The organism is Pseudalkalibacillus decolorationis, from assembly GCF_024609785.1.
GTDB lineage: Bacteria > Bacillota > Bacilli > Bacillales > Fictibacillaceae > Pseudalkalibacillus > Pseudalkalibacillus decolorationis.
Map to the genome: position 1 here is coordinate 136,509 of NZ_JANHJQ010000002.1, position 23,393 is coordinate 159,901.

At 38.9% G+C, this 23,393-nt stretch carries 22 protein-coding genes; 3 read left to right on the forward strand and 19 right to left on the reverse strand.

Annotated elements, in window-relative coordinates:
- Window positions 1-20: 20 nt before the first annotated feature.
- The 7 genes from NON16_RS02550 to pdxR all read right to left on the reverse strand — a co-directional run bounded on the left by NON16_RS02550 (window position 21) and on the right by pdxR (window position 6,671).
- A complete protein-coding gene (locus tag NON16_RS02550; protein WP_257346839.1) occupies window positions 21-239 on the reverse strand; it encodes a helix-turn-helix domain-containing protein in 219 nt (72 codons plus the stop codon).
- A 10-nt stretch (window positions 240-249) separates the two neighbouring features.
- Window positions 250-732, reverse strand: coding sequence for a DUF2975 domain-containing protein (locus NON16_RS02555; protein WP_257346841.1), 483 nt, complete (start codon window positions 730-732; stop codon window positions 250-252).
- Between the two features lie 280 nt (window positions 733-1,012).
- Window positions 1,013-1,987, reverse strand: a complete 975-nt coding sequence (locus NON16_RS02560; RefSeq protein ID WP_257346842.1) for an MBL fold metallo-hydrolase — start codon at window positions 1,985-1,987, stop codon at window positions 1,013-1,015.
- Between the two features lie 114 nt (window positions 1,988-2,101).
- Window positions 2,102-3,142 (reverse strand): nicotinate-nucleotide--dimethylbenzimidazole phosphoribosyltransferase, encoded by a 1,041-nt coding sequence (gene cobT / locus NON16_RS02565; protein WP_257346843.1) that lies wholly within the window; start codon window positions 3,140-3,142, stop codon window positions 2,102-2,104.
- Between the two features lie 131 nt (window positions 3,143-3,273).
- Window positions 3,274-4,716, reverse strand: a complete 1,443-nt coding sequence (locus tag NON16_RS02570; RefSeq protein WP_257346845.1) for a LysM peptidoglycan-binding domain-containing protein — start codon at window positions 4,714-4,716, stop codon at window positions 3,274-3,276.
- A 191-nt stretch (window positions 4,717-4,907) separates the two neighbouring features.
- Window positions 4,908-5,084 (reverse strand): hypothetical protein, encoded by a 177-nt coding sequence (locus NON16_RS02575; protein WP_257346846.1) that lies wholly within the window; start codon window positions 5,082-5,084, stop codon window positions 4,908-4,910.
- 186 nt (window positions 5,085-5,270) lie between these two features.
- On the reverse strand, window positions 5,271-6,671 hold the full coding sequence (gene pdxR, locus NON16_RS02580; protein ID WP_257346848.1) for a MocR-like pyridoxine biosynthesis transcription factor PdxR: 1,401 nt from the start codon (window positions 6,669-6,671) through the stop codon (window positions 5,271-5,273).
- Window positions 6,672-6,798: 127 nt separating this feature from the next.
- On the opposite strand from pdxR, the gene NON16_RS02585 reads away from it, so the two are divergent.
- A complete protein-coding gene (locus tag NON16_RS02585; RefSeq protein ID WP_257346850.1) occupies window positions 6,799-7,728 on the forward strand; it encodes a DMT family transporter in 930 nt (309 codons plus the stop codon).
- A 26-nt stretch (window positions 7,729-7,754) separates the two neighbouring features.
- Here the strand turns inward: NON16_RS02585 and NON16_RS02590 are convergent, their stop codons facing one another.
- Window positions 7,755-8,162 carry a hypothetical protein gene (locus tag NON16_RS02590; protein ID WP_257346851.1) on the reverse strand — a complete coding sequence of 136 codons (408 nt, stop codon included), beginning with the start codon at window positions 8,160-8,162 and terminating at the stop codon, window positions 7,755-7,757.
- Window positions 8,163-8,256: 94 nt separating this feature from the next.
- The gene (locus NON16_RS02595; RefSeq protein ID WP_372508724.1) at window positions 8,257-10,719 is read right to left on the reverse strand and encodes an immune inhibitor A domain-containing protein; all 2,463 of its coding nucleotides are present in this window, start codon (window positions 10,717-10,719) and stop codon (window positions 8,257-8,259) included.
- A 398-nt stretch (window positions 10,720-11,117) separates the two neighbouring features.
- On the opposite strand from NON16_RS02595, the gene NON16_RS02600 reads away from it, so the two are divergent.
- Together NON16_RS02600 and NON16_RS02605 are read left to right on the forward strand one after the other, a co-directional pair.
- Window positions 11,118-12,155, forward strand: coding sequence for a YkvI family membrane protein (locus tag NON16_RS02600; protein WP_257346853.1), 1,038 nt, complete (start codon window positions 11,118-11,120; stop codon window positions 12,153-12,155).
- Window positions 12,156-12,262: 107 nt separating this feature from the next.
- Entirely contained in the window at window positions 12,263-12,571 is a 309-nt protein-coding gene (locus tag NON16_RS02605; protein WP_257346854.1) for a hypothetical protein, read from the forward strand.
- 361 nt (window positions 12,572-12,932) lie between these two features.
- On the opposite strand, the gene NON16_RS02610 is transcribed toward NON16_RS02605, so the two are convergent.
- From NON16_RS02610 to NON16_RS02655, 10 genes are all read right to left on the reverse strand, one after another.
- The gene (locus NON16_RS02610; RefSeq protein ID WP_257346856.1) at window positions 12,933-14,243 is read right to left on the reverse strand and encodes a Na+/H+ antiporter family protein; all 1,311 of its coding nucleotides are present in this window, start codon (window positions 14,241-14,243) and stop codon (window positions 12,933-12,935) included.
- 458 nt (window positions 14,244-14,701) lie between these two features.
- On the reverse strand, window positions 14,702-16,225 hold the full coding sequence (hutH, locus tag NON16_RS02615) for a histidine ammonia-lyase (protein ID WP_257346858.1): 1,524 nt from the start codon (window positions 16,223-16,225) through the stop codon (window positions 14,702-14,704).
- A gap of 136 nt (window positions 16,226-16,361) precedes the next feature.
- Window positions 16,362-16,805, reverse strand: coding sequence for a histidine utilization transcription antiterminator HutP (gene hutP, locus NON16_RS02620; RefSeq protein WP_257346859.1), 444 nt, complete (start codon window positions 16,803-16,805; stop codon window positions 16,362-16,364).
- Window positions 16,806-17,108: 303 nt separating this feature from the next.
- The gene (locus NON16_RS02625) at window positions 17,109-17,243 is read right to left on the reverse strand and encodes a hypothetical protein (RefSeq protein WP_257346861.1); all 135 of its coding nucleotides are present in this window, start codon (window positions 17,241-17,243) and stop codon (window positions 17,109-17,111) included.
- Window positions 17,244-17,302: 59 nt separating this feature from the next.
- Window positions 17,303-18,034 carry a sulfite exporter TauE/SafE family protein gene (locus tag NON16_RS02630; protein ID WP_257346863.1) on the reverse strand — a complete coding sequence of 244 codons (732 nt, stop codon included), beginning with the start codon at window positions 18,032-18,034 and terminating at the stop codon, window positions 17,303-17,305.
- 261 nt (window positions 18,035-18,295) lie between these two features.
- Complete coding sequence (locus NON16_RS02635; RefSeq protein ID WP_257346865.1) at window positions 18,296-19,366, reverse strand: branched-chain amino acid aminotransferase; 1,071 nt, start codon at window positions 19,364-19,366, stop codon at window positions 18,296-18,298.
- Between the two features lie 577 nt (window positions 19,367-19,943).
- Window positions 19,944-20,339, reverse strand: coding sequence for a DUF6220 domain-containing protein (locus tag NON16_RS02640; RefSeq protein WP_257346866.1), 396 nt, complete (start codon window positions 20,337-20,339; stop codon window positions 19,944-19,946).
- A gap of 32 nt (window positions 20,340-20,371) precedes the next feature.
- Window positions 20,372-20,866 (reverse strand): hypothetical protein, encoded by a 495-nt coding sequence (locus tag NON16_RS02645; protein ID WP_257346868.1) that lies wholly within the window; start codon window positions 20,864-20,866, stop codon window positions 20,372-20,374.
- Between the two features lie 209 nt (window positions 20,867-21,075).
- Window positions 21,076-21,771: a response regulator transcription factor gene (locus tag NON16_RS02650; RefSeq protein WP_257346870.1), complete on the reverse strand. Its 696-nt coding sequence runs from the start codon at window positions 21,769-21,771 to the stop codon at window positions 21,076-21,078.
- Window positions 21,740-23,203, reverse strand: a complete 1,464-nt coding sequence (locus NON16_RS02655) for a sensor histidine kinase (RefSeq protein ID WP_257346872.1) — start codon at window positions 23,201-23,203, stop codon at window positions 21,740-21,742. Before NON16_RS02655 ends, NON16_RS02650 begins: the two co-directional genes overlap by 32 nt.
- Window positions 23,204-23,393: the final 190 nt, after the last annotated feature.

Consider the following 23,393-nt stretch of genomic DNA (forward strand, 5'->3'; position numbering starts at 1 on the left):
ATCATTTTGAATGGTTATATTCATAAGTTGTTTTCATCACTTCGGTATTCTAAAATATCTCCGGGTTGACATTCTAATGCTTTGCAAATTGCCTCTAAAGTGGAAAGCCTAATTGCTTTTGCTTTTCCGTTTTTCAATATAGAAAGGTTAGCCATTGTTATTCCAACCCTCTCCGAAAGTTCTGTTACGCTCATTTTCCTTTTAGCCAACATCACATCAATATTGATTATAATCGCCATCTTATTCACCTCAGACCGTTAAATCGTTTTCTGATTTTATATCAATCGCTTCTTTTAATAGCTTTTGAAGAACAGCAGCAAAGACTGCGATCACCGTTGAAGCAAAAATAATGATCAATCCGAGTACTATGATACCTGGGGCGTCGTCTATCTCCGCTATGAGATAAAAGAGTGGCATGCCTACCACATACAAGATACTGATTGTGATTGCACAGTATTTTATATTCTTTAAAGCTCTTACAGATAATTCCGAGAAAGCTATGTTCTTGTCAATATAGATTAAAAGTCTTAAAGCCTGATACAGAGCAAAGTAAAAAGGTATCGCCGCTGCATACAAGACGATTAAAACGAGATATTTCATATAAGCAATATCTGGATACAATTCTGCTGCATAATTCGCTATCTCAGGCACCAAAAAGATGCACAAAGCAAGAACTGGGATTCCAATAAGAATAACAGCTATCTTCAAAAAGAGTGTTGATCCTCGTTTCATAAAAAGCACCTCACTTATTTATTGTCAATTTGAATTTAACACATTATTTATCGTTTTACAATAAATTGTTATCCTTTTTAATTATATTATTATCGTTATATAAATATCCTTTTAATTTTAGACAAAGATAAAAAGCATTCCTCATTACAAAGGAATGCTCTATAACTTTAAAGTATTCAATTTATAACTTGTGTAAAAAACCTGACCCGTTAGCTACTAAAATACATAACCAAAAATATAACCAAAATCAAAATTTAGCTTTATTAATTAGATAATACCGTCAAACGGAGTAATGCCAGATTCCTGACTTCAACGCTTTTTCTATTTGCCCTTTTTCTTCTAAATAATCTAGATGACCAATGATTTCGGACATAACCAATGAAAATTGGCTTTCATATTTTTCTTTATATACCGCTTTAGCCAATTCACTAGCAGTTGAAATATCAGATTCCAAGCCAAAATAGCTTAATAATCGATCCGCTTTTCGTTCTATCCCATTCAATCGTTTCTTGACCAAATCCTTGTGGTTGTGGATGAGGTCTCCATGGCCTGGAAAAACGACATCCACATCAAGGTCTAAACACTTTTTCAAGGAATCCTCATAATCTAATACAGTTAGTAACCGCTTTCCATTTGGATCAGGTTCAACTAGCGCGTTACTTGAAATATGCTTAATCAAATGGTCGCCAGCAAAAAGCCATTTCCGATTTTTATTTAAAAGAACGATATGATCAGGAGAATGACCAGGAGTTTCAATTGGTTGCGATCCTGGTAAAACGTTGTCATCAACTCGTAAAATATCTGACTGAACCTTTTTCCTTTCATGTCCTTTGATAGCATCTTGTAACTTCTGTACCTGCAACTCCCCGTCTAATCCGCATCCCATCTCATAGTAAAGCTTTTTGAAAAAGTCAATTCTCATTAGAAAAAAGTTTCTATCCCTTTTCAAACGATGTATTGATTTCTCAGGGGCATAAATTGGAATATCGTGTTCAGATTCAATCCGATCAATTAATCCAACATGGTCTTCATGATTATGTGTGATAATGATTCGAGATAAATCAGCTAGTGAGAACCCATGATTTTTCAACGTATCTAAAAGATATCCCCAGCACTTATCTGAATTTACTCCTGCATCAACTAATGATAAAGAGCCTTCTTCCTCTATTAGATAAAAATTAAACGTATGTAAACTTGATTTTGTCGGTACCGAAATAGGATAAACCGTACATGCATTGTTCGTAATTGTTTCCACTGAAAGTCACGTCCTTTATGCTTTGTAACCCAATAAACTTATCATACAATACCTAATTATTCATAACACAACAATAAATAACAAAGAAAATACAAGCCCATTACACTCTTATTCTCAATTGGAAACGCCTGCTGAAGTAAAGGTTGCCATTTCTTTTAACATGATTGTTGCTGATTGTAGGATAGGGAAAGCAACTGCAGCTCCGCTTCCTTCCCCAAGTCGGAGTCCTAAATCGATCAGTGGAGATTTTCCCAATAGATTGATAGCCAATTCATGACCCGGCTCAACTGAGCGGTGTCCGATAATCATGTACTCGGAAACTTGACCCGAAATCGCTTTTGCAATCAGTGCTGCTATTGTACAGATAAAACCATCTACTAGTATTGGGATCCGATGTTGAGCTGCTGCGAGCATCGCCCCTGCCATTCCTGCTACCTCTAATCCTCCGACCTTTGAGAGCAAATCAATCGGGTTATTGGCATTTGGTTTTCTTTCATACAATGCTTTTTCAATTACATGCTGTTTATGTAGGACTCTTTCCATCGGGATTCCTGTCCCTTGACCGACAATATGTCTGACGTCTTTTCCGCTGAGTGCAGCTAAAATTGCGCTGCTTGTTGTTGTATTTCCAATACCCATCTCACCGAGAATAAGACATTTTACACCTTGCTTAATTATCCCTTCGCCTTGGGTATAACCTACTTCAAGTGCTTGTTCTGCCTCGCTATAACTCATCGCATCCTCATTACAAAAGTTACCTGTCCCGTAACGAATCTTTTTAATTACTAGTCCTGTATGATCGATATTAGAAGCAACTCCTATATCCACAATGCTTAATTTAGCACCGATTTGCCTACTAAATGCGTTGATGGCTGCTCCTCCATTTAGGAAGTTTCTCACCATTTGACTAGTAACTTCCTGGGGAAATGCCGAAACTCCTTCAACCGTTATGCCGTGGTCAGCTGCAAATACGATTACGCCAGGCGGAGTAACGGTTGGAAACCTTTGTCCGGTTATTTCCGCAAGCTTGATCGCAAGTTCCTCCAACCTGCCGAGGCTTCCTGGTGGTTTTGTTAATGTATCAATATAACCACGTACAATCTCCCCTGTTCTCTTGTCTATTTCTGGTATGGATACTGATTGTGTAATTATCATAGTGATTCCCCTTTTTATAATGCTTGAAAAATACTAAAAGTACCTTACTATTAATACTTCCATATTAACTTAATCAAACCCATTCGTAAAAATTGTAGTTTTATCTGCCTTTCCAGTTAAATTAGCCAACCTTAATCTGTATTAGTATATGTTTTCCTTGATGGAGCAATCGGTCTAGGTGACCATTGTAAAGAAGTTATTTGGGCACCAGCTACTAATCGAATCGGTACAGGATGATTGATGTCAATAAGCCACATTTCGCTACCAAATCCCTGATTGTTGCAACCTGAGAGGTACGCCATTTTTCGACCATCAGGTGACCAAGTAACAGGAGTTGCAAAGCAATCTGAAATAGCCCATGTTCGGTCGTTTTCCCCACGCTTGCTTGCGGTCCTTATTAGTGAAAAATATCCTTTGTCTTCAAAAGCGGTGGCACTATATGCAATTTTTGAAGAATTAGGAGACCATTCAGGAAAATAGTTTTTTGCAAGAGGGCCTCCCTTTACTTCAAATACATCCCCTGTTGAAATTTCTACAGTATAAATGATAGAGATACTTACACCCGGTGTCGTATAGAGTACAAACGATCCATCAGGGGATAGACTAACATCGTGAAGTGGTCCGCCTGTGTTTTGGGTGATTTGTTGTTTACTAGTTCCATTGGTTCGGATACGGAAAAGTTGACTCGTTCCAGATGTATCCGGTGCTTGAAATAGCAGTTCTACCCCACTCGGAAACCATTGGACATCTGTTGCTCCAGGCTGATTAATTCTCTGTGTCTGGTGGGTGATGATGTTGTACAGTACGATATCCCCATTTTTCGTATACGCCAGTTTTTGACTGTCCGGTGACCAATGAAGACTTACCCCTAACCCTTCTTCGAATTGATCGATCCGCGCAACTGAACCCTTAGTTAAGTCGACAACATAGAGAATTCCGTTGTTCCCAACAAAGGCGATCCTTCTGCTATCAGGTGACCAAACCGGAACAGAAAAACTGTCAGCCAAACCATTGGTAATTTGTGTATTCATACCATTGTGTGGGTTATATAACCATATATCATAGTAACCACTACGATTAGATGTATAGGCAATAAAACCATTATCGCCTGGCGGAGCGTATGGAATTTGTAGTTTCATCCCTGGGAATATATTAGTTGAAGGTAAACGATTTACCTCCCTGATTAGTTCAGGATTGCTTTGTCCACTCGTTAGAACGTTATACTTTTCTGCTATTTCATATAGTGTATCACCTGGATAGACTACATAGTAAGGAACGCCTGGAGGTATATTTAGCAACTGACCAACCTGAATGACATACGGTGGTTGAAGCTGGTTCGCTTCGATAATAAGAGACTGTGGAACACCATAGAACTGTGATAATTTATAGACCGTGTCTCCAGGCTTTACACGAATAACATCAACTCCTGGTGGAATAGAAAGTTGTTGTCCTGAGTAAATGGTGTCAGGTGTTATCAAATTATTTGCTGCGATAAGAGAATCGATCGGTAACTCCCATCGTTTCGCGATTTTATATAGCGTGTCTCCAGGTCGAACGGTATAAAACAATTGCATGTGCATCCCACCTCCTGCCTATAGGCTATTCATCCATACAACAGGAGGTTCATTGATCTCTGTAAAATGGAATACGTATTTTTTATAGTTTCTTAACGTGCAAAAAAAAACCGATTATTTTCCTAAACTGTAGGAAAGTAATCGGTTTTGTAGTTAATTATGACTTATCTATTATATATGTATGGTTGTTGTTATGAATTGTTGCTTTGTTCGATCGCACTATCCCAGTTAGGAAAATAGTACAATGCGTTTTTCATTAGCTCTGGGTTGGACTTCTTGACCTGCTTTTTCCGAGGCGGTTCACCAGCTTGTTGGGTTAGTTCAGAAATTTTCTGTACTACTTGTTCCACACTCATACTTGCTTCCATTTTTTGTCCTCCTTCATACTAATTAGTACTATTCTTTCCGTTTTGTGGAAATTAATACCATCCTGGATGAAGGTTAATAGAAAAGCGGAAACGTCCTTTTTAGGCGCGATAAAGTAATTTGGCCAGCGCCAAGCAGTACCAGGCTGTCGTCAGCGCATAAAGACTGTGGTGATCCGAGGCTTTGTTTCATTCTTTTGGAAACCATGCCTTTGCTAATAAGCGCACAGCTTCCTTTATCTCTTCTTCTGTTAAAACGGCGAAGCCTAGCAATACCGTTTTATTGTCACTCTGACCATATCCTGATACGGGATACACCTTGATTCTATACTTAGATGCTTCGTCAATGAGTTCTTGTTCGGTCATTCCATTATTTGTTCGGATTAAGATGTGCAGCCCTGAATCTTGACCGATGATCTCAATCGTATTTGGAAAATGTGTTGAGCTTACTGAAACAAGTACGTCACGCTTCTTATGATAAATGACTCTCATTTTATGAATATGCTTTTCCCAAAATCCTTCTTGCATAAACCTTATTAATGTTTCTTGTCCAAGGCGAGAAACGGTTTGGGTATAGAAGAAAAAGTCTTTTTGATATTTCTTAATGAGAGGTTCCGGTAATACCATATAACTAATTCTTAATGATGGGAGAAAGGCTTTTGAAAAAGTACTCATATAAATCACTTTCTCATTATGGTCTAATCCTTGCAATGCTGGAATCGGTTTACTAGAATAACGGAATTCACTATCATAATCATCCTCTATAATATAACGACCATCTTTACTTTCAGCCCAATTTAATAGCTGCATTCGTTTTGAAATCGGCATTGTCATCCCGCATGGAAACTGATGAGAAGGCGTGACAAACACTATATTTGCCTTGCTCTCTTTCAAGAGGGACACATTCATGCCATCCTCTTCAAGGGGGATCATTTCGACGTTCTCTTGCCCTTTTTTAGATTGTACAAGTGTGCGGTGATAGCCGGGATTTTCAACTGCAAAGGTACTAATTGGTAAGAGTTGAAATAACAGCTGGATTAAATAGTGAGTTCCTGCGCCGATGACAATTTGGCTTGGAGAACACTGCACACCTCTTGATTCATAAATATAGTTGGTGATTTCTTGGCGGAGCTTGAATTCCCCTTGTGGATGGCCAAGCATCAGCACCTCTTCGTTATTCGATCGAATTACTTTATTTAAAAGGTTACGATATCGTTCGAAAGGAAATGACCGAGCATCTACACCAGTTTGAGTAAAGTCAAAGGAATAACCTTGGTCTCGATACGGCTTTTCTTCTACGTACGGGATCTTACGGGTAATGCTTTTATCTAACCTTTGATGGTCCAATTCAGATACAAAGTACCCTTTACGTGGAAGTGCGTCTATATAACCCTCGGCTACTAGCTGATCGTATGCTGTTTCAATCGTGTTTTGACTGATTTTCAAGTGCTGAGCGAATTTTCTTTTTGACGGTAGCTTTGCATGTGGTAATAATGTACCTGATTCAATTTCTTCTCTTATGTAGTTATACAACTGCAAATATAAGGGTTCTACACTTTGAATATCGAGCTTTGGTGTTAATTCTAACATGTAAACTGACCCCCTTGTATAATACGAAACTGACACTTCATGTAGTATCAGAATTTATATATAATACTTTTATGTTTAGCACTTCTACATCGGAAAATCAAGCCGCTAAGCATGGGAGGTATGCATTATGAACAAAACACGGCGACTCGGTCTCATCATGATTATAAGTGGTGCAACCCTTTGGGGAATTTCTGGTCCTATGGTTCAATGGCTGTTTCATCATACTAGTATGATATCTAGTGACTATTTAATTGTCCGTTTATTTGTAGCAGGAATATTTCTATTAGGATTTTTATCGTTGAAGAAACAAAATGTGTTTGCTATTTGGAGACATCCGCGTCATTGGATTCAACTCGTTATTTTTGCGGTTCTTGGCATGTTAGGTGCTCAGTATGCATTTATTGAAAGCGTACGAATTAGCAATGCTGTAACGGCGACATTATTTCAATTTATCGGTCCCGTTCTGATCACCATTTATGTAGCGATTCAGACAAAGAAATTGCCAACGTCCATGCAATTTATTGCGATTGTTACGGCCTTATCGGGGATATTTTTCCTAATTACCAATGGGACCGTTGCCAATATTGTTTTATCTAAACAAGCCGTTTTCTTAGGAATTTTAACGGCGATTGGATTTGCCTTTTATACACTTCATCCTGCATCTCTTATTAAGAAGTGGGGTACCACACTCATAATTGGTTGGGGAATGTTACTTGCTGGAATTGTCCTGTATGTAACGGATCATCAATTTAGCTTTGATCATTTAGTAAGTACATTAACATTCGATACATTCTCGATGTTGATGTTAATCATTTTAAGTGGGACTCTCTCTTTTGTTCTTTACATTGGAAGTTTAAAGTATTTAAGTGCAACAGAAACTAGCCTTTTATCAAGTATCGAACCGCTTGTTGCTGCATTTCTTTCAATCACCTGGTTAAACGAATCATTTGGGGTATACCAATTGCTAGGTGGAGCCTTTATTATTATGGCAGTGCTATTCTTGTCAATGCCTGAAAAAGAATTAAAACCTGATCGAACCATCGAACGTACATCTTAAGAGAGGCAGCTTCCTATGCCGCCTCTCTAATTTCCTTCTTCGGTCAATCCTTTATTCTTTAGATCTTCCTTCAACTGTTTTATATATTCTTTCTTTTTCTTCTCTCCTTCAGTAGAATGATGGAAATTCTTCTCTTTTAAGTATTTCTTTAAAATCTCTTCGATTTCTGCCCCTGTGGCGTCCTTTGGAATCACCCCATTTTCTTTCAGTTGTTCTATCAGCTTTTCATCATTCGCTATTGATTTCACAACGGAGTCCTCCTCGGTATTCACTTCGGTGCTTGTTTCCTCATTAGCACCGTCTTTCTCATCATTGTCACCAATTGTACTTTCCTCGCTAACCTCTTCTCCAGATCGATCGGACGGTTCATACGTTGTCCAAAATCCAATTCCCGTAATTACAATTAAGATTGGTAAAAGGACTTTCAAGCTCATTGTGAATATGCCTCCTCTTCGTAAGATGGTTAAAAACCCAACTGCTAGAAAAAGCAGTTGGGTTTAATATATACTACATCAAACGTTTAAGCCATTAATCTTCGTCTTCTTCATCATCTTCTTCGTCATCGTCGTCATCATCATCCTCAGAATGCTTCTCTTTTGAGATTTCGATTTTAGCAACACTTTGATCATAGCTTGTTTTTTCTACTTCAATCTCTAGTCCATATTCTGGTATATTTCTTCCAGCATCTAAAAGACCTTCGTTGCTGTAATCTCTTGAGTCTTTAAATTCATCAATAGATCTTGCATGGTTGTCTTTCAATGTTAATCCTGTCAAATCTCTATAATCTAGGAACATTTTATCCCCACGTTCGCGATTGAACGCTGCATCATGGATTTGATAACGTGTAGCTGCAACAGATCCATCACTCCAGTGAAGTGTTTTCTGGTCTGCATCAACTACTCCGAGGAATCCTTCACCCGGGTGAGTACCTGTCCAGTTATTGTCGTAGGAGTCATCTACATACCATACAAGTAAACCTTCGTCATAGGACATCAAGCTGTCTCCACGTTTGATGTGTGCAAGTCCTTTATCGACACCTGCGTGGTTACGCCATTCTAATAAATAGTAATGTTCAGAGAGGAACTTCCCTTCGTCTTTTGTAAATCCGTCTAAAGCAAATTTCGGTTGTGCCTCTGCATCATCAAACAGTACTTGGGTTCCATCAACGTTTACAGAAACATCATCCACATAAAATCCAGGCATTGTCGCTGCAACGTCTGTCCAGTAATTCAGCTTCACTTCAATTTTCTTACCAGCATATGCTGATAAATCAAAAATACCATCTACCCATTTCCCACCGGAGGATCCGGTGATTCCATGTCCTGGGTTTTGATCATTCGGGTTGGTCATCGTTGAAAGGTTTCCGTGAATTGAAACCCACTCGTTTGAACCTTCTTCTTTTACTTGGACAGAAGCATAATCCCAATCCTTTTCGATTTCGTACCATGTCTTGAATGTTAGTTCAGCAGAAGAAGCATTTGATAAATCTAGGCTGGTTACCATTGAATTATCTAAATTATTGCCTTTTCCACTAAAGTACTCATATTGCCCACTGAATGGAGTATTAACCACTGTTGCTTTATCAGGTAAATTGATACGAATGGCATCATTGTTCGTTCCTTTCGTGTTCGCCTGATCTAACAGTAATTCTTCACCATCTTCATCGATATCTTCTAGATTAAGTGTAGTACCTGTTAACCAATTTCCACCTACATAAGATTGTAAGAACTCTTTTGCCCATGGGCTGAATCCAGTTGGTTCTGTTCCTGGAACTTTACCAGCCCAGCTACCGCTAGACATGATGGACCAATAAGCAACCGGTTCACCTTCTCCAGAATACTGAGTATCGTATTCGTCAGGAAGCTCTAAGTCATGTCCGTATTCATGAGCGAAAACACCAGCTGCTCCATCTGCAGGTTCAATCGTGTAGTCATAAGCGGACATTGCTCCATTCCAATAAGGTATATCCGTCTCTGTACCAGGAATAGCAAAAACTTTACCTAAATTCCAGCGATGCGACCAAATAGCATCACCAGCCAAGGAACCTCCGCCCGCTTCTTCACCAACACTGGAGTGAACAACCATTAAGTGGTCAACCATGCCGTCTGGTTCACGGAAATTCCCATCTTGATCAAAGTCATATCGGTCTTCTTGGTCAAAATTGCTTAAGTCAATGTTAGGGTCTTGAGCTGCAGCTGTTAATGCTTCTTTTACAAGACCACGTGCATTCTTGTCACTACCGTCTGGAGCAGGGTCATTTCCACCGTAGTAAGCTGCTGGATGCTTAGCTTCGTACCAACCACCCACTGCACCTTCAATAGAATAGCTTCCACCTGATTGCTTTTCATAATATTGTTTTACTGAAACTAAATTTTTACCATTCGGACCTTCGTAACCATTTTCGCCGAAAATCATATCCTCGTAGTGTTCTTTTGGATATTGATTATAAAACATATCCGTATCTTCAGAGGTAATATCCGTTGGTGCAAAATCTGGATATTTAATAAGTAGTACAAGTACGTTATCAACACGTTGGTCGCCTGTCCATTTCTCTTCTTTTACAGGCTTTAAACCTTTGTGACGTTTATGTTTTTTGTCACGATCCTCATCCATGTCGTCATCGTCATGTTTGTTTTTGATTTTCTTATGTTTTTCTTTTACTTCATCTGTAAGTTCGCCTTCTGGTTGAGCTAATGCATGCTTTTGTTTATCTTCTAAGTATTCCTGAAGGACTTTTTGTGCTTCCTCCGGCTCAGCATTTTTATCAATCTTACCTTCCTTCTTAAGCATATCGATCAATCTTTCATCATTCGCTATGGACAAATCGAATGGACTTCCTGTGTGAGAATGCTTCACTTCCTGCAGTGCTGTTTCTGCCTTCTTTACTGTCTCAGCTTTTGCATTAGCAGTTGGTGTAAAGGCTCCCATTGTAAGGGTGCTAAAACCAAGTGCTACAGCTAAGGCAGAAGATGCTAGTTTTCTGTTCTTCAAATAAACTCTCCTCCATGTATTAAATTTAGACAAAGTTAGACATTTAACCCGTCTAAATATTAAACATTCTTCAAATTTTCTGAAAGCCCTTTCAAAAAATGCTAAATAAGTTTTAATATGCAATAAAAGATACTAATTTCCTAGTTTCGAGTTTCATTTATAGGTAAAAAGTAATTTTTTAGCTGTCGTGGTTTTAGGTCTAATGATATGACTTTGTTACCACACTGCCAGTTATAAAGTTAGATAGACCCTACCTTTTTGAAAGCAGAAATACAACGATTGCTCATACCTTGTGGGCTCATTTCCTCAAGAATTAATGAAAAGCTACCTATTATACTTCTGCTTCCGAACGCTTGTACATATAAATGGGATAGCGAAGGTTTATAGGGGTGTTCAATATGAATAAATGGAATGGAGCTTTCCAAATCGCAGCCGTCTATGTTGGAACCGTAGTTGGCGCTGGTTTTGCGACGGGGAAGGAAATTGTAGAGTTTTTTTCTAGATTCGGTTTTCTTGGGTTTATCACCATTTTAATAAGCGGGTTTCTATTTATCACCCTGGGTACGAAGTTAATGCTAAAAGCGATTGACCTGAAAGCAAGTTCTTACGAGGAATTAAATGAATATTTATTTGGACGTTGGTTCGCAAAAGGCATGAACATTGTGATGATGGTCATGCTACTAGGCGTTTGTGCGGTTATGTTATCCGGTGCTGGGGCCGTTTTTGAGGAACATTTAGGCCTACCAAAGCTTGTAGGTGTGTTTTTAACCATCCTATTAACATTTGCGGTGATGTTAGTTGGGGTAAAAGGCTTATATGCAGTCAATTCATTTGTTGTACCAATCATGATTACATTTAATTTAATCTTAATGATTTATTCTGTATCGGATGAACACTTTCTCAAGTCTTTCTTATCGGTTCCGCTTGTGGATAATATCTGGGAATCTGCAGCAGCACCTTTTACGTATACCGCATTGAACCTCGCCTTGGCACAAGCCGTTTTAGTACCAGTAGCAGCAGAGGTAAATGACAAAAAGATAGTCCGGTTAGGGGGATTATTAGGGGGTGCGTTACTGACGATCATCCTTATTTCAAGTCATCTAACATTAACGATGCTTCCGAATGTCGAAGTATACGAGATTCCGATGGCTATTGTTATGAAAGATCTAGTTACGGGAATTTATTGGATTTATGTAATTATTATTTATGGAGAGATTTTCACATCCGTGATTGGAAATATTTACGGGCTGGAGAGACAAATGAGTCGATACATACAGGCAAAAAGTATTTGGATCTATTCAGGTATAATTCTTATAATCTACTTTTTGAGTAAAATCGAATATGGTGTTTTACTATCCTATTTATATCCATTGTTCGGATATTTCAGCTTAGCTTTTATTGTTTTGTTATGGTTGAGACCTTCCGGAAAACAGTAAATCAAGTAAACTCCTCCTAATTGACACTGCTCCTTTCTATTGTTGTAAATTCGTCCTATTTTTCGATATAATAATTCGTATAGTAATAGATAGAAGGAGCCCTTATATTGAACTCAAAAGAAATGGAAGAACAAATAATCCGTAACTACCAGCAAGACGAACAAATGATGATCCTTGTGTTTGCCCAATGGTGTATCAATCATGACCTTGACCCTGCGGAATTGTATAACAAAGCATATCCTACCCAAGCTGTTAATCCTGCTCTTCAGCAAGCGCTTGATTTAACGGTACCGAAAGAGGAATCAGGAGAAATCGAGGATGATACATTGCTTGGTGTATTATCACTATTTGGGAACGAGGACCTTGCCTTTATTGTTACAGAGGAAATGAATAAACGTAAAACAAAAACTAGGTAGCCAAACGATTCAACTTGGCTACCTAGTTTTTTACAACTCATTTCTTTTGGATTAATTCCGTTTCTTTCCATCCCTTTTTTACACGTTAAGAAAGTATAAAAATTCTTTCTATAGTATAAGCACAGCTAAGGCTCAGCTGGCGCCAAAGGCTTGGCTGAGCCAAGTTTTCTTTAACGAGTAAAGAAAGTATAAAAGTTTGCGGCATGGATGTAATGTCCAGCTTCAGCGCCCAACCACTCGGATCACTTCAGGCCTCCTGCGGCGGCAACAGCCTCCTCGTCGGTCTTCCAGTGACCTTCGTGGCTAAGCAGGGCGCTTGCGCTTTTCTTATAAGCTATAAAACAAAAACATCATTCAGTGATTATAAAACGAGAGCTGCAATGGTACCAAAGATCATGAGTGGGATGTTGTAATGCAAAAAGGTCGGCACACATGTATCCCAAATATGATGGTGTTTTCCATCTGCGTTCAACCCTGATGTCGGGCCAAGTGTGCTGTCTGATGCAGGTGAACCTGCATCCCCAAGCGCGCCAGCAGTACCGATTAATGCAGCGGTAGCTAATGCAGAAAAACCTACTGTTGCACAGATCGGGACAAACAAGGCGGCAATAATTGGGATCGTACCGAATGAAGAACCGATTCCCATTGTGATCAAAAGACCAACTAGAAGCAATACGATTGCAACAATCAGTTTACTATCTCCCAAAATACCAGTTGCGGATTGTACTAGGCTGTCAACAGAACCAGTCTCCTTCAAAATCGTTGCATATCCGGAGGCGATTAACATCACGAATGCAATCATACCCATCATTGTAATCCCTTCATTGACAGCCTTTTCTCCTTCTTTAAATGGGACTACCGTGAACAAAAACATGAGAACAATTCCGGTAAGTGCTCCTAAAACAAGTGAATCGGTTTTAAGTTGGACAATAAGTGCACCAACAATCGCAACAAGAGTTAAGAAGTGACGCAAAGTGAATGGCAATTCCATCTCTTCAGTCGCTGCAACCTCATTAACGACATCTTGATTACCACTGGATAACTCACGGTCTTTACGATAAGAAATAAAAATCGCAAATAACAGCCCAACAATCATTCCAATCCCTGGTATTAACATTGCATATGTGACAGATGAAAGAGCAATTTCCATACCGCTGGCTTTCATTTCATCAGCAATGATTCCGTGGAATATTAACCCGAAACCTGCTGGAATCATAATATATGGTGCTTTCAATCCAAACGTTAGTGCGGTGGCCACACCCCGACGATCAACCTTCATTTTATCGAACAAATAGAGCAAAGGCGGAATTAAGATTGGAATGAACGCAATATGAATCGGAACAACATTTTGAGACAAACAAGCGACTCCGGCAATGGTCAATAACATAATTGAGCGTTTTCCTTTTAAAACGCTTACAAGTCTTTTTACAAGGAATCCAGTAATTCCCGAATAACCAATCATAACAGCAAAGACCCCTAGCAGAACATAACTTAACGCCGTATTCGCCTGTCCTCCCATTCCGGAGATAAGCAAATTTGTCGTTTCGGTAAGTGGCAAGCCTTCCATTGAACCTGCAACACCAGCTGCAAATAAAATTGCAAGAATTACATTGACACGAAGAAGACTCAATACTGCCATGACGATTACTGAAACCACTACTGCATTGAACATCAGATCATCCTTTCTACTTTAAGTGCTAATCGTTCAAATATAATCAATCAATATATTGAATTTTCAATTAATTTAAAGACCAGAAACTGTACGAATCCGGTGTATCATTTAAAGACCGGATAGCGATGTATTCCCTAAATACTATTTTTTTCTCGAGTTTTCTCTTCTAATTATGATAGTGAAAGAACTTTATTGTTCATTTCTCTCAAACGAAACAAACTTGGCTGAAGACGAATCTTCAGCCATTATTTCGTTATTGTTGTTTGTTCATTGGAACAGGCTTGGCGCTACCCAAGTTTTCTTTACACGTTAAGAAAGTATAAAAATACTTTCTATAGTATAAGGGCAACTAAGGCTCAGCCGGCGCCGAAGGCTTGGCATTGCCAAGTTTTCTTTACACGTTAAGAAAGTATAAAATACTTTCTATAGTATAAGTTCAACTACGGCTCTGACTTCGCCTAAAGGCTCGGCAATCCCCGAGTTTTCTTTATGTTATTGATCGAAAATCCATACTTTAGCCAATTTTCGGCTTCCTTTATATCTTTTGAAAAGACCCGGTCTTTCTCAATGAATGGTATTCGCTTACGGCCTTCCTTAAGTACCTTTTTTGTCGCTGGTGCCATGTTATCTGTACCTCTAATTTCAACTGCTTGCATCGCGCAAATCGCTTCGATTGCAAGTACCCGCCTTGTGTTCGATACAATTTGATAGGCATGCCGTGAACCGATTGTTCCCATGCTTACATGGTCTTCTTGGTTTGCTGAAGATGGGATTGAATCAACGCTTGCTGGATGGGCGAGCGTTTTATTTTCTGATACGAGTGAAGCTGCACTATATTGCAATATCATCACACCTGACTGAAGTCCTGGCTCAGCACTTAAGAACGGTGGCAGGTCATTCAGCTGTGGGTTCACAAGCCGCTCTATTCGACGTTCAGAAACATTGGCTAATTCAGCAACCGCGATACCGAGAAAATCCATCGCGAATGCAATTGGTTGACCGTGGAAGTTCCCACCAGAGATCACCTTTTCTCCTCCGTCAAAGATCAACGGATTATCTGTTGCTGCATTCATCTCGATTTCAAGCTTCTCTTGTACATAGTTCAACGTTTGCCACGTTGCTCCGTGAACTTGTGGAATGCAACGAAGTGAATAAGCATCTTGCACGCGGATTTCGCCTTGTTTCGTTGTCAACTTGCTCTCTGCCAAAAGTCCCCGGATCCGTTTGGCGACTGAAATCTGTTCCGGATAACCACGAACAACATGAACATCCTCATCAAATGCATCGATAATTCCTTTTAGCCCTTCGATTGTCATTGCTGCAATTGCTTCTGATTGATAAGCAAGCTTCTCTGCTTCCAAATACGTCAATACACCCATTGCCGTCATCGCCTGAGTTCCATTGATTAAAGCAAGGCCTTCTTTTGCAGTCAGTGTAATCGGGAATATGCCTTCTTTCGTCATAGCTTTAAGGGCATTTGTCTGCTCCCCTTTATAAAATACCTCTCCTTCACCAAGAAGCGGAAGAACAAGATGGGATAATGGTGCAAGATCACCGGATGCCCCAAGAGAGCCTTGCTGTGGAACGACAGGATGAATACCCGCATTAACAAACTGAAGTAATCGATCTATCACAATTTTTCTTACTCCTGAGAACCCTTTCAATAATGCATTTGCCCTTAGTACTAACATCGCTCTTGAAACAAGTTCCGGAAACGGATCTCCAACCCCGCAGGCATGTGATTGAATCAAATTCAATTGCAATGCTTCAACATCTTTTGGGTTAATCAATACATCGCTGAATTTTCCAAACCCAGTCGTGATACCGTAAACGATCCGGTTTTCTTTAACGATTTGTTCGACCGCTTTACGGCTTTCTTCAACACGCTTCCAGCTATCCTCTGAAGCGGTTATTTTTTCAAGGTCAAAAAGAATACTGTTCATCTCTTCCAAGGTCAATGATTGTCCCGTCAATACGACCATAACGCCACCTTCTTTCTTTGTGCTTTACTTAACTAAAGCAAAAAGAAAATAGGGGACCATACTAAAGAAATCACATGATTTCAAAAGTACAGCCCCCTATTGACTAAATGCTCTGGGCTAAAAACTAGTAAGCTATTTAAATGTGATTAATACCAAGACCTAACGTCTCGTGTTCCAAACCTTTGACCGGTGCCCCAATCGTTCCGTAAATTGCGACGGCTAACCACTCGCCCTCTTTTTCATTCGTGTATGGATTGCCACGTACAACAGCAAAACGTAATCCAACGGTACGCATGATTGAACCTAATTGTATCTGACCACGGGTAATGCCTTGAAGCGCTTCCATAATAGCGTGATATAATGAATGGGTTTCTCGGTAAAGATCATTTTTGATTATTCCCTGCTGCTTTGCAGCTGTTTCGATTGCTGCAACTACTTTTTGTGATTCCATTGAACCGACTTTCCCGCAGCAGCTCTTCCACTTCAGTTGATTGGTAAGATCTTGCTTTTGATTCTGGTCGTCCGCCAGTACGAGTAATGTAGCATGGCGTCCGATACGATGTTCCTTGTTCAATGACATAAGCTACAACTCACTATTTTAAATTTGTCTACTTGCTTTTCTAGTGACTAATTTCTACTGCAATGATATAGTAAGTTTTCAAAAGTGTCAAACAATTAAGAAAAGCGCAAGCGCCCTGCTTAGCCACGAAGGTCACTGGAAGACCGACGAGGAGGCTGTTGCCGCCGCAGGAGGCCTGAAGTGATCCAAGTGGTTGGGCGCTGAAGCTGGGCATTACATCCATGCCGCAAACTTTTATACTTTCTTTACTCTTTAAAAAATAGATTTTGTTCATTCTTAAAATCGTTCAGTATTACTTACATCTTATTTCTTCTGGTCTTTATTCCGTTTCTTTCCTTTGCTATTGTCTCCGCTGGTAATTTCTTGTGAAAATTCGCTATTTCCCAACTTAGGTGAGTTCTGATTTCGACTTCCTTGTTTATTATATTTTTTCGTCATAAAGTACCCTCCTCGTATTAAATGTTAGGATGCATTGTTTCCAGGAAATTATGTAGTACTTAAAACATCAAGTTAAGTCCTGAAACCAGAATAATTGTGAAGGCGATGTTTTGTATTATTTTAGTTGGCAAGCGATAAAATAATTTCAAACCGAGTGTCACTCCAATTAATACAATTACAATCCCCGTACCTGTATAAAAGTAGAAATCATGATTCAAATCACCATTCAATCCGTGTGCAAATAATGTCATCATATTCAGGACGATGAATGTGAGTTGAAGGTTGGCTATGTAATGCCGTTTATCCTGGTAACGACTTAGAAAATACGCAACAAAGAAATGGCCTCCAACCGCAAATGCGCCCCCGATAAAACCCCCGAAGCTACCAGAAATAAGTGGAACAAACCGTTTTTCTTTATTTTCATCTAAGTTTTTAGAGAATTTTCTTTTTAAGTAAAGATATATAACCATCCCTATAAGAACGAAAGCAAGTATGGTTTTCATGAATTGTGCTTCTCTAAATTGAGCCACAAAGAAAAATGCTAGTATCCGGCCAAGCAATGCACTAGCAAGAATAAGATATAAATCCCTCAAAAGAATGTATTTCCAAAGTTTAAGAATAATCCGTGAAGATAGAATGACAGTTAACGCCAAAACAATTAACATACTATCTTTTAAAGTAAGAAAGATTGACAGTACGCCCATCGAGACTAACCCGAACCCGAATCCGCTTGAGCCTTGTATAAAACTACCGAGAAGGATGATTAAAAGAATTATTGTCATTTCCGTCATGCTATTCACCTTCTTTCAACCATGCTTTATAAAGACATAGTATAAACTGTTTTTCAAATGTTGGATAGAAGCTGAGACAATTTCCCAGGTACTTGTGATTGTAATCTACCACCACATTGAGCACCGGGTTCCATTTTAATTACGGCCATCGAAATCCATTTTTTTTCGGGTCTGAACAAAAATCAGATTTAATAAGGAAAAATTGAAAAAGCCATTCTTCCTCTAAGTAAGGAAAAAATGGCTTTGAATCCGAGTTGAGTGTTATTTCACTTCAGTTGTCCAATTATTTACATCATTCAACTTCCCGGTTTGGATTCCGGTAATGGTATCGTACAACTTTTGGGATAGATCTCCTATCTCCCTATTATTTATCACCATTTTTTCTTCTCCCCAAGCTAATTCTCCAATAGGAGAAATGACAGCCGCTGTGCCTGTACCGAAAGCTTCTTCAAGGTTCCCATTTTCATATTCCTGAAACAATTCCTCGACAGTAATTCTTCTTTCAATTACAGGTATGTCCCACTCTTTTAATAATTCAATGGTCGTGGTCCTAGTGACTCCTTCTAAAATACTGCCGTTTAACATTGGAGTGACGATTTCCCCATTTATTTTAAAGAAGACATTCGATGTCCCAACTTCTTCAATATACTTCTTTTCGATTGCATCTAGCCATAAAACTTGCGAGTACCCTTTATTGGAAGCCTTCTCTTGTGCTTTATAGGCGGATGAATAATTACCTGCTGTCTTCGCTGTACCCGTTCCACCTTTTACGGCTCTCGTATACTGATTTTCCACCTTGATCTTGATCGGATTAATACCATCAGGGTAATAAGATCCTACAGGTGATAAAATGATCATTAATTTATAACGATTTGATGGAGCTAACGAAAGATTAGGTTCTGTTGCAATGATAAAGGGGCGTATATAAAGAGAAGTACCTTCAGCGGACGGCACCCAATCCTGATCGATACTGATTAATTGCTTCAGATACTCCATAACGACTTCTTCCTCGATCAGTGGAATACATAATCGCTCACTTGAATGATTCATTCTCTGTAAATTCTTTTCCGGTCTAAATAGCAATATTCGATTGTCTTCTGTTCGATACGCTTTTAATCCTTCGAACACCGTCTGTCCATAATGAAAAATCATAGCTGCAGGATCTAACGTAAGGGGTTCGTATGGAGTAATACTCGGATTATGCCAACCCTGTTCGGTCGAATAATCCATGGTAAACATATGGTCAGTGTAATGCTTTCCGAATTGAAGATTATCAGTTTGCGGTTTCGGTTTATTGCTTATAGCTTTTACGAAATCAAGTGTGACTGCCATTATTAGTGCATCTCCTTCTTGTTGGGAATTCAGCCCTCTATATAAGTTGGAATTATATCGCACTTTGGTACGGTCAAGCAATAAAAAACCATCCGTATTGAGAATTATTTAAAGAAAACTTGGTAAAGCCAAGCCTTAGCGCTGGCGATCGCCTTAGTTGCACTTATACTTTCTTAACGTGTAAAGAAAACTTGGTAAAGCCAAGCCTTGGTGTTGGCTGAGCCCTAGCTGCACTTATACTTAGGACTTAAACTTTTCCACAACGTCGATTTACTTCCAGCTGAAAAGTTATACTTTCTTAACGTGTAAAGAAAACTGCCTATCTTTATTATTTGATAGACAGTTATCTCTTATACCATACGTTAGTTTGTTAGCGTTTCCTTGATTTTTTGATATTCCTCTGTGTCAATTTCCCCGGACACAAGACGCTTCTCCAATAGCGATAGTGCGTTATGAGAGTCTCGATAACATCCTCCATTTCTACGTCTCCACATGATGATATTTGAAATCAACAAACCTGCCAATAGTACAAAGAATAAGAAACCAAATGGCGGAAAATATCCCCAATGTATTTCAATCACCTCCTTTTCAATAAACGTATTGATTCTTGTGCCATGAGTAATGATGTCCAAAACAATAACAATGCGATCACAGGATGCAGTGCCGAAATATACGGGATACTACCTAGCTGAGTCGTTATATACTGTAAAATAATCATGAGATAAATGCTGGCACTCTGCCAACGTAGTTTTTTGGGTATCCGCCCGAAAAACGATAGTATAAGCATTGCAAGCGGTGTAAACTCGAAGAAATGGATAAAGTTTCGATGGTAATTCCATTGCCCATACTCAACAAAAATTGCTATTCCTGCGAGAAATACTTGTATAGTGACACAAATAAACAACAGTACTGCGAGTATCGTAAAAACCCCGCGAATCAAACGAACCCTGTTTGATTTTTGTTCTTTTTCCAATTAAGTTTCCTCCCTTTAGCCACTGGATGAGTTCATGTCACGGAAACAACCCTTCTTCCCCACGGTTTAAATATTGAAATTGCATACATAAGAACGAGTGAAATGATTTGAATGATGATTCCTGTCATCAGCTGAGACTGGACAACGAATATGTCCACACTGCTGCCCTCCGTGTTAGTTAAGGTGGTAGCTTGCAATGTCCAAGCGTACATCCCCCACAAGTTCAATACGATTGCTAGTAACGTCAGTCCCTCCTTCGCCACAATCCAATAGTATTTAAACAGTCCCCACTTAGAGAAAATGGAAAGAAAAATTCCTGTAACCGCAGTTCCAATCGTTGATGCTCTAATGGATGTTCTTGACAAAACATTCATTGCCCTATAGCAGGCTTCCGCTATGTTTGGATCTTCTGTTGCTGCCGCAGATATACTGAGGATTAGAAAGGTTACCATATTTCCAAGCATGATGGCGGCGAATAATATATGAACAATCAGCAGCCATCGTTTTGGGGTAAATGAAAGTTTCAACTGCTCACCTCCTCAAAAGCTAACTTCTTATGTCTATAAGTTTAAGCGATATATCTAAACTCCTTCTAAACTGAATCTTAAATATTTCTAAAGTGTATTTTCGTATCGAAAATAGAGGTTGACCCCTTTCGAGGTCAACCTCAATACAAATCAATTCAATTCAAAAATATGGGTTGACCCCTTACGAGGCCAACCCATAAATAGACGTATCATCCCTTGAACCGGTAGCCAGCCCCCCACAAGGTTTCAATAAATTGGGGTTTCGTAGGTTTTGGTTCGATTTTTTCTCTGATTTTTTTTACATGGACCGTCACTGTTGCTGTATCTCCCATCGATTCAAGTCCCCAAATCCTTTCGAATAAATGTTCCTTACTGAAAACCTGGTTGGGATGCATTGCCAGAAACGTCAATAGATCGAATTCCCGTGCTGTAAAGATGACTTCTCTCTTGTTAATAAAAACTTGTCTCGACGATTTATTTATATGCAGTCCTCGACTATGGATTTCGTCTTTCAGATTGTCCTTGCTTATTAACCGATCATATCGTGATAAATGAGCTTTAACCCTTGCGACTAATTCGCTTGGACTGAATGGTTTAACGATATAGTCATCAGCTCCTAACCCCAGTCCGCGAACCTTATCAATATCTTCATTTTTAGCAGTAACCATTAATATAGGAATATCTGTTTCTTTCCGTATTTGTTTACATAGCTCAAAACCGTTAATGTTAGGAAGCATCAAATCAAGTAAAATGAGATCGAAACTCTGGTTTAGTACTGCGTCTAGGCCACTTTTCCCATCTGTTGTTATTTCTGCTGTAAACCCTTCAATTTCGAGGTAGTCTCGTTCTAATTCAGCGATACTTAGCTCATCTTCAATAATCAATATCCGACTCATGTTCATCACCTTCATTTTCTCGTTTTTTCAGGGTGAAATGAATGATTAATCCCTGTTCCTCGGCATTCTCAGCCCAGATAGAACCACCATGTGCATCAATAATTTGCGCTGAAATTGCAAGTCCAAGGCCGCTTCCCCCTGTCTTTGTATTTCGTGATGGATCGACCCGGTAAAATTGATTGAAAATGCTTGAGAGTTCTTCAGAAGCTATCCCAGGACCATTATCACGAATGATTACTTCCACCATTTGTCCATTATCTTTAAGGGAAACATCTATTCGGCAATGGCTTTTATCTGTATATTTCACACTATTATAGATAATATTGTTCATCACTCGGATCAGTTTATCTCTGTCTATGAGAGCAGCAGTATCAATTCTTTTTGCATTCAATGAGAATTGGACATTTTGATCATCTAGTTCTAGTTTAAGTTCGTCGAGATAATCTTCAAGAAATACCTTCATATTGACTTTTTCAAAATGGAAAGGAAGATTCTTCATGTCCAATTTCGAATAGAGGAATAATTCATTAATCATATGGTCCATATGTTCTGCTTTTGTTTGGATTGTATTAAGATATCGACTGAGTTTTTCTTCTGTATTTGCAACTCCATCTTTGATTCCTTCTACATACCCGCGAATTGAGGTAATCGGAGTTTTTAAATCATGTGAAATATTTGCGATTAGTTCTCTTCGGTTATTCTCATATTGCTCCCTTAACTCCGTAGCACTCTTCAGTCTTGCGCGCATATCATCAAACGTGTTGACAAGCGTAGACAACTCGTCCTTACCTGATGTGTGAATTTTAAAATCAAGGTTTCCTTTACTGATATTTGCTGCTGCCTTAGACAATTTGTCTACCGGGTTTAATATACTTCTTGACATTAAATACGACAACAATACATTGGTCAGTACTAAAATGAGGAGCAAGCCTAGGAAGAGCAAAGGAAAAAAGGTTCGTGCAAATTGAACAAACGATGCAGCTTCATTTACTAGAAATATAGAACCTTCTGAACCATCCTCAAAGAAAAAGTCATGTTGTTTCACTGAGTATTGATTTCGTCCGAACCAAGCTACTGGGTCATACCCTTCATTACCGAATGAAGAGAGATCATCTTCAGAAATACCATCTAACTCTTTTGTTGCAAATATCAGCTTTTTATCTTTTCGAATAATAATACCACCATTTTCTTGATCCATTCGGTCTTCAAGCGACTTAAGATACTCAGTGTCAAACAATTTCTTTTGCTCGATGGAAGACGTTTTGATCAGTTGATTAAATAAGTGGTTTTCCGAATCATTCGTTTCCTGCCACCCACTTTGGAATGTCTTGAAGTTTCCACCGAAAATCAAACTTAATAATAGGACAACTAAAATTAAAATAATGACTGGCATAATAACCATCACTGTATTAGAGATAAAAAGTCGTTTGCGAATTGACATGAATTTCACCTTCAATAAAAAGATTGGATTTTATATAAGAAGCATAAACTCATAATCTAAACAGTTGATGAAAAAGTTCTTAAATTTTTCTAAACTATTTTAATACAAATTCTTATAACTAAAAAGCATCCGATTGCTGTGAGTAACTTTACAGTAATCGGATGCTTAAAATTATTTCTGTTTGTTCCGA

What these genes read in the sequence shown, in the direction of transcription:
- NON16_RS02550 (WP_257346839.1), bottom strand. Translation starts at nt 239, where the DNA reads ATGGCGATTATAATCAATATTGATGTGATGTTGGCTAAAAGGAAAATG.
- NON16_RS02555 (WP_257346841.1), bottom strand. Translation starts at nt 732, where the DNA reads ATGAAACGAGGATCAACACTCTTTTTGAAGATAGCTGTTATTCTTATT.
- cobT (WP_257346843.1), bottom strand. Translation starts at nt 3,142, where the DNA reads ATGATAATTACACAATCAGTATCCATACCAGAAATAGACAAGAGAACA.
- NON16_RS02570 (WP_257346845.1), bottom strand. Translation starts at nt 4,716, where the DNA reads ATGCAATTGTTTTATACCGTTCGACCTGGAGACACGCTATATAAAATC.
- NON16_RS02575 (WP_257346846.1), bottom strand. Translation starts at nt 5,084, where the DNA reads ATGGAAGCAAGTATGAGTGTGGAACAAGTAGTACAGAAAATTTCTGAA.
- pdxR (WP_257346848.1), bottom strand. Translation starts at nt 6,671, where the DNA reads ATGTTAGAATTAACACCAAAGCTCGATATTCAAAGTGTAGAACCCTTA.
- NON16_RS02585 (WP_257346850.1), top strand. Translation starts at nt 6,799, where the DNA reads ATGAACAAAACACGGCGACTCGGTCTCATCATGATTATAAGTGGTGCA.
- NON16_RS02590 (WP_257346851.1), bottom strand. Translation starts at nt 8,162, where the DNA reads ATGAGCTTGAAAGTCCTTTTACCAATCTTAATTGTAATTACGGGAATT.
- NON16_RS02600 (WP_257346853.1), top strand. Translation starts at nt 11,118, where the DNA reads ATGAATAAATGGAATGGAGCTTTCCAAATCGCAGCCGTCTATGTTGGA.
- NON16_RS02610 (WP_257346856.1), bottom strand. Translation starts at nt 14,243, where the DNA reads ATGTTCAATGCAGTAGTGGTTTCAGTAATCGTCATGGCAGTATTGAGT.
- hutH (WP_257346858.1), bottom strand. Translation starts at nt 16,225, where the DNA reads ATGGTCGTATTGACGGGACAATCATTGACCTTGGAAGAGATGAACAGT.
- hutP (WP_257346859.1), bottom strand. Translation starts at nt 16,805, where the DNA reads ATGTCATTGAACAAGGAACATCGTATCGGACGCCATGCTACATTACTC.
- NON16_RS02625 (WP_257346861.1), bottom strand. Translation starts at nt 17,243, where the DNA reads ATGACGAAAAAATATAATAAACAAGGAAGTCGAAATCAGAACTCACCT.
- NON16_RS02630 (WP_257346863.1), bottom strand. Translation starts at nt 18,034, where the DNA reads ATGACGGAAATGACAATAATTCTTTTAATCATCCTTCTCGGTAGTTTT.
- NON16_RS02635 (WP_257346865.1), bottom strand. Translation starts at nt 19,366, where the DNA reads ATGGCAGTCACACTTGATTTCGTAAAAGCTATAAGCAATAAACCGAAA.
- NON16_RS02655 (WP_257346872.1), bottom strand. Translation starts at nt 23,203, where the DNA reads ATGTCAATTCGCAAACGACTTTTTATCTCTAATACAGTGATGGTTATT.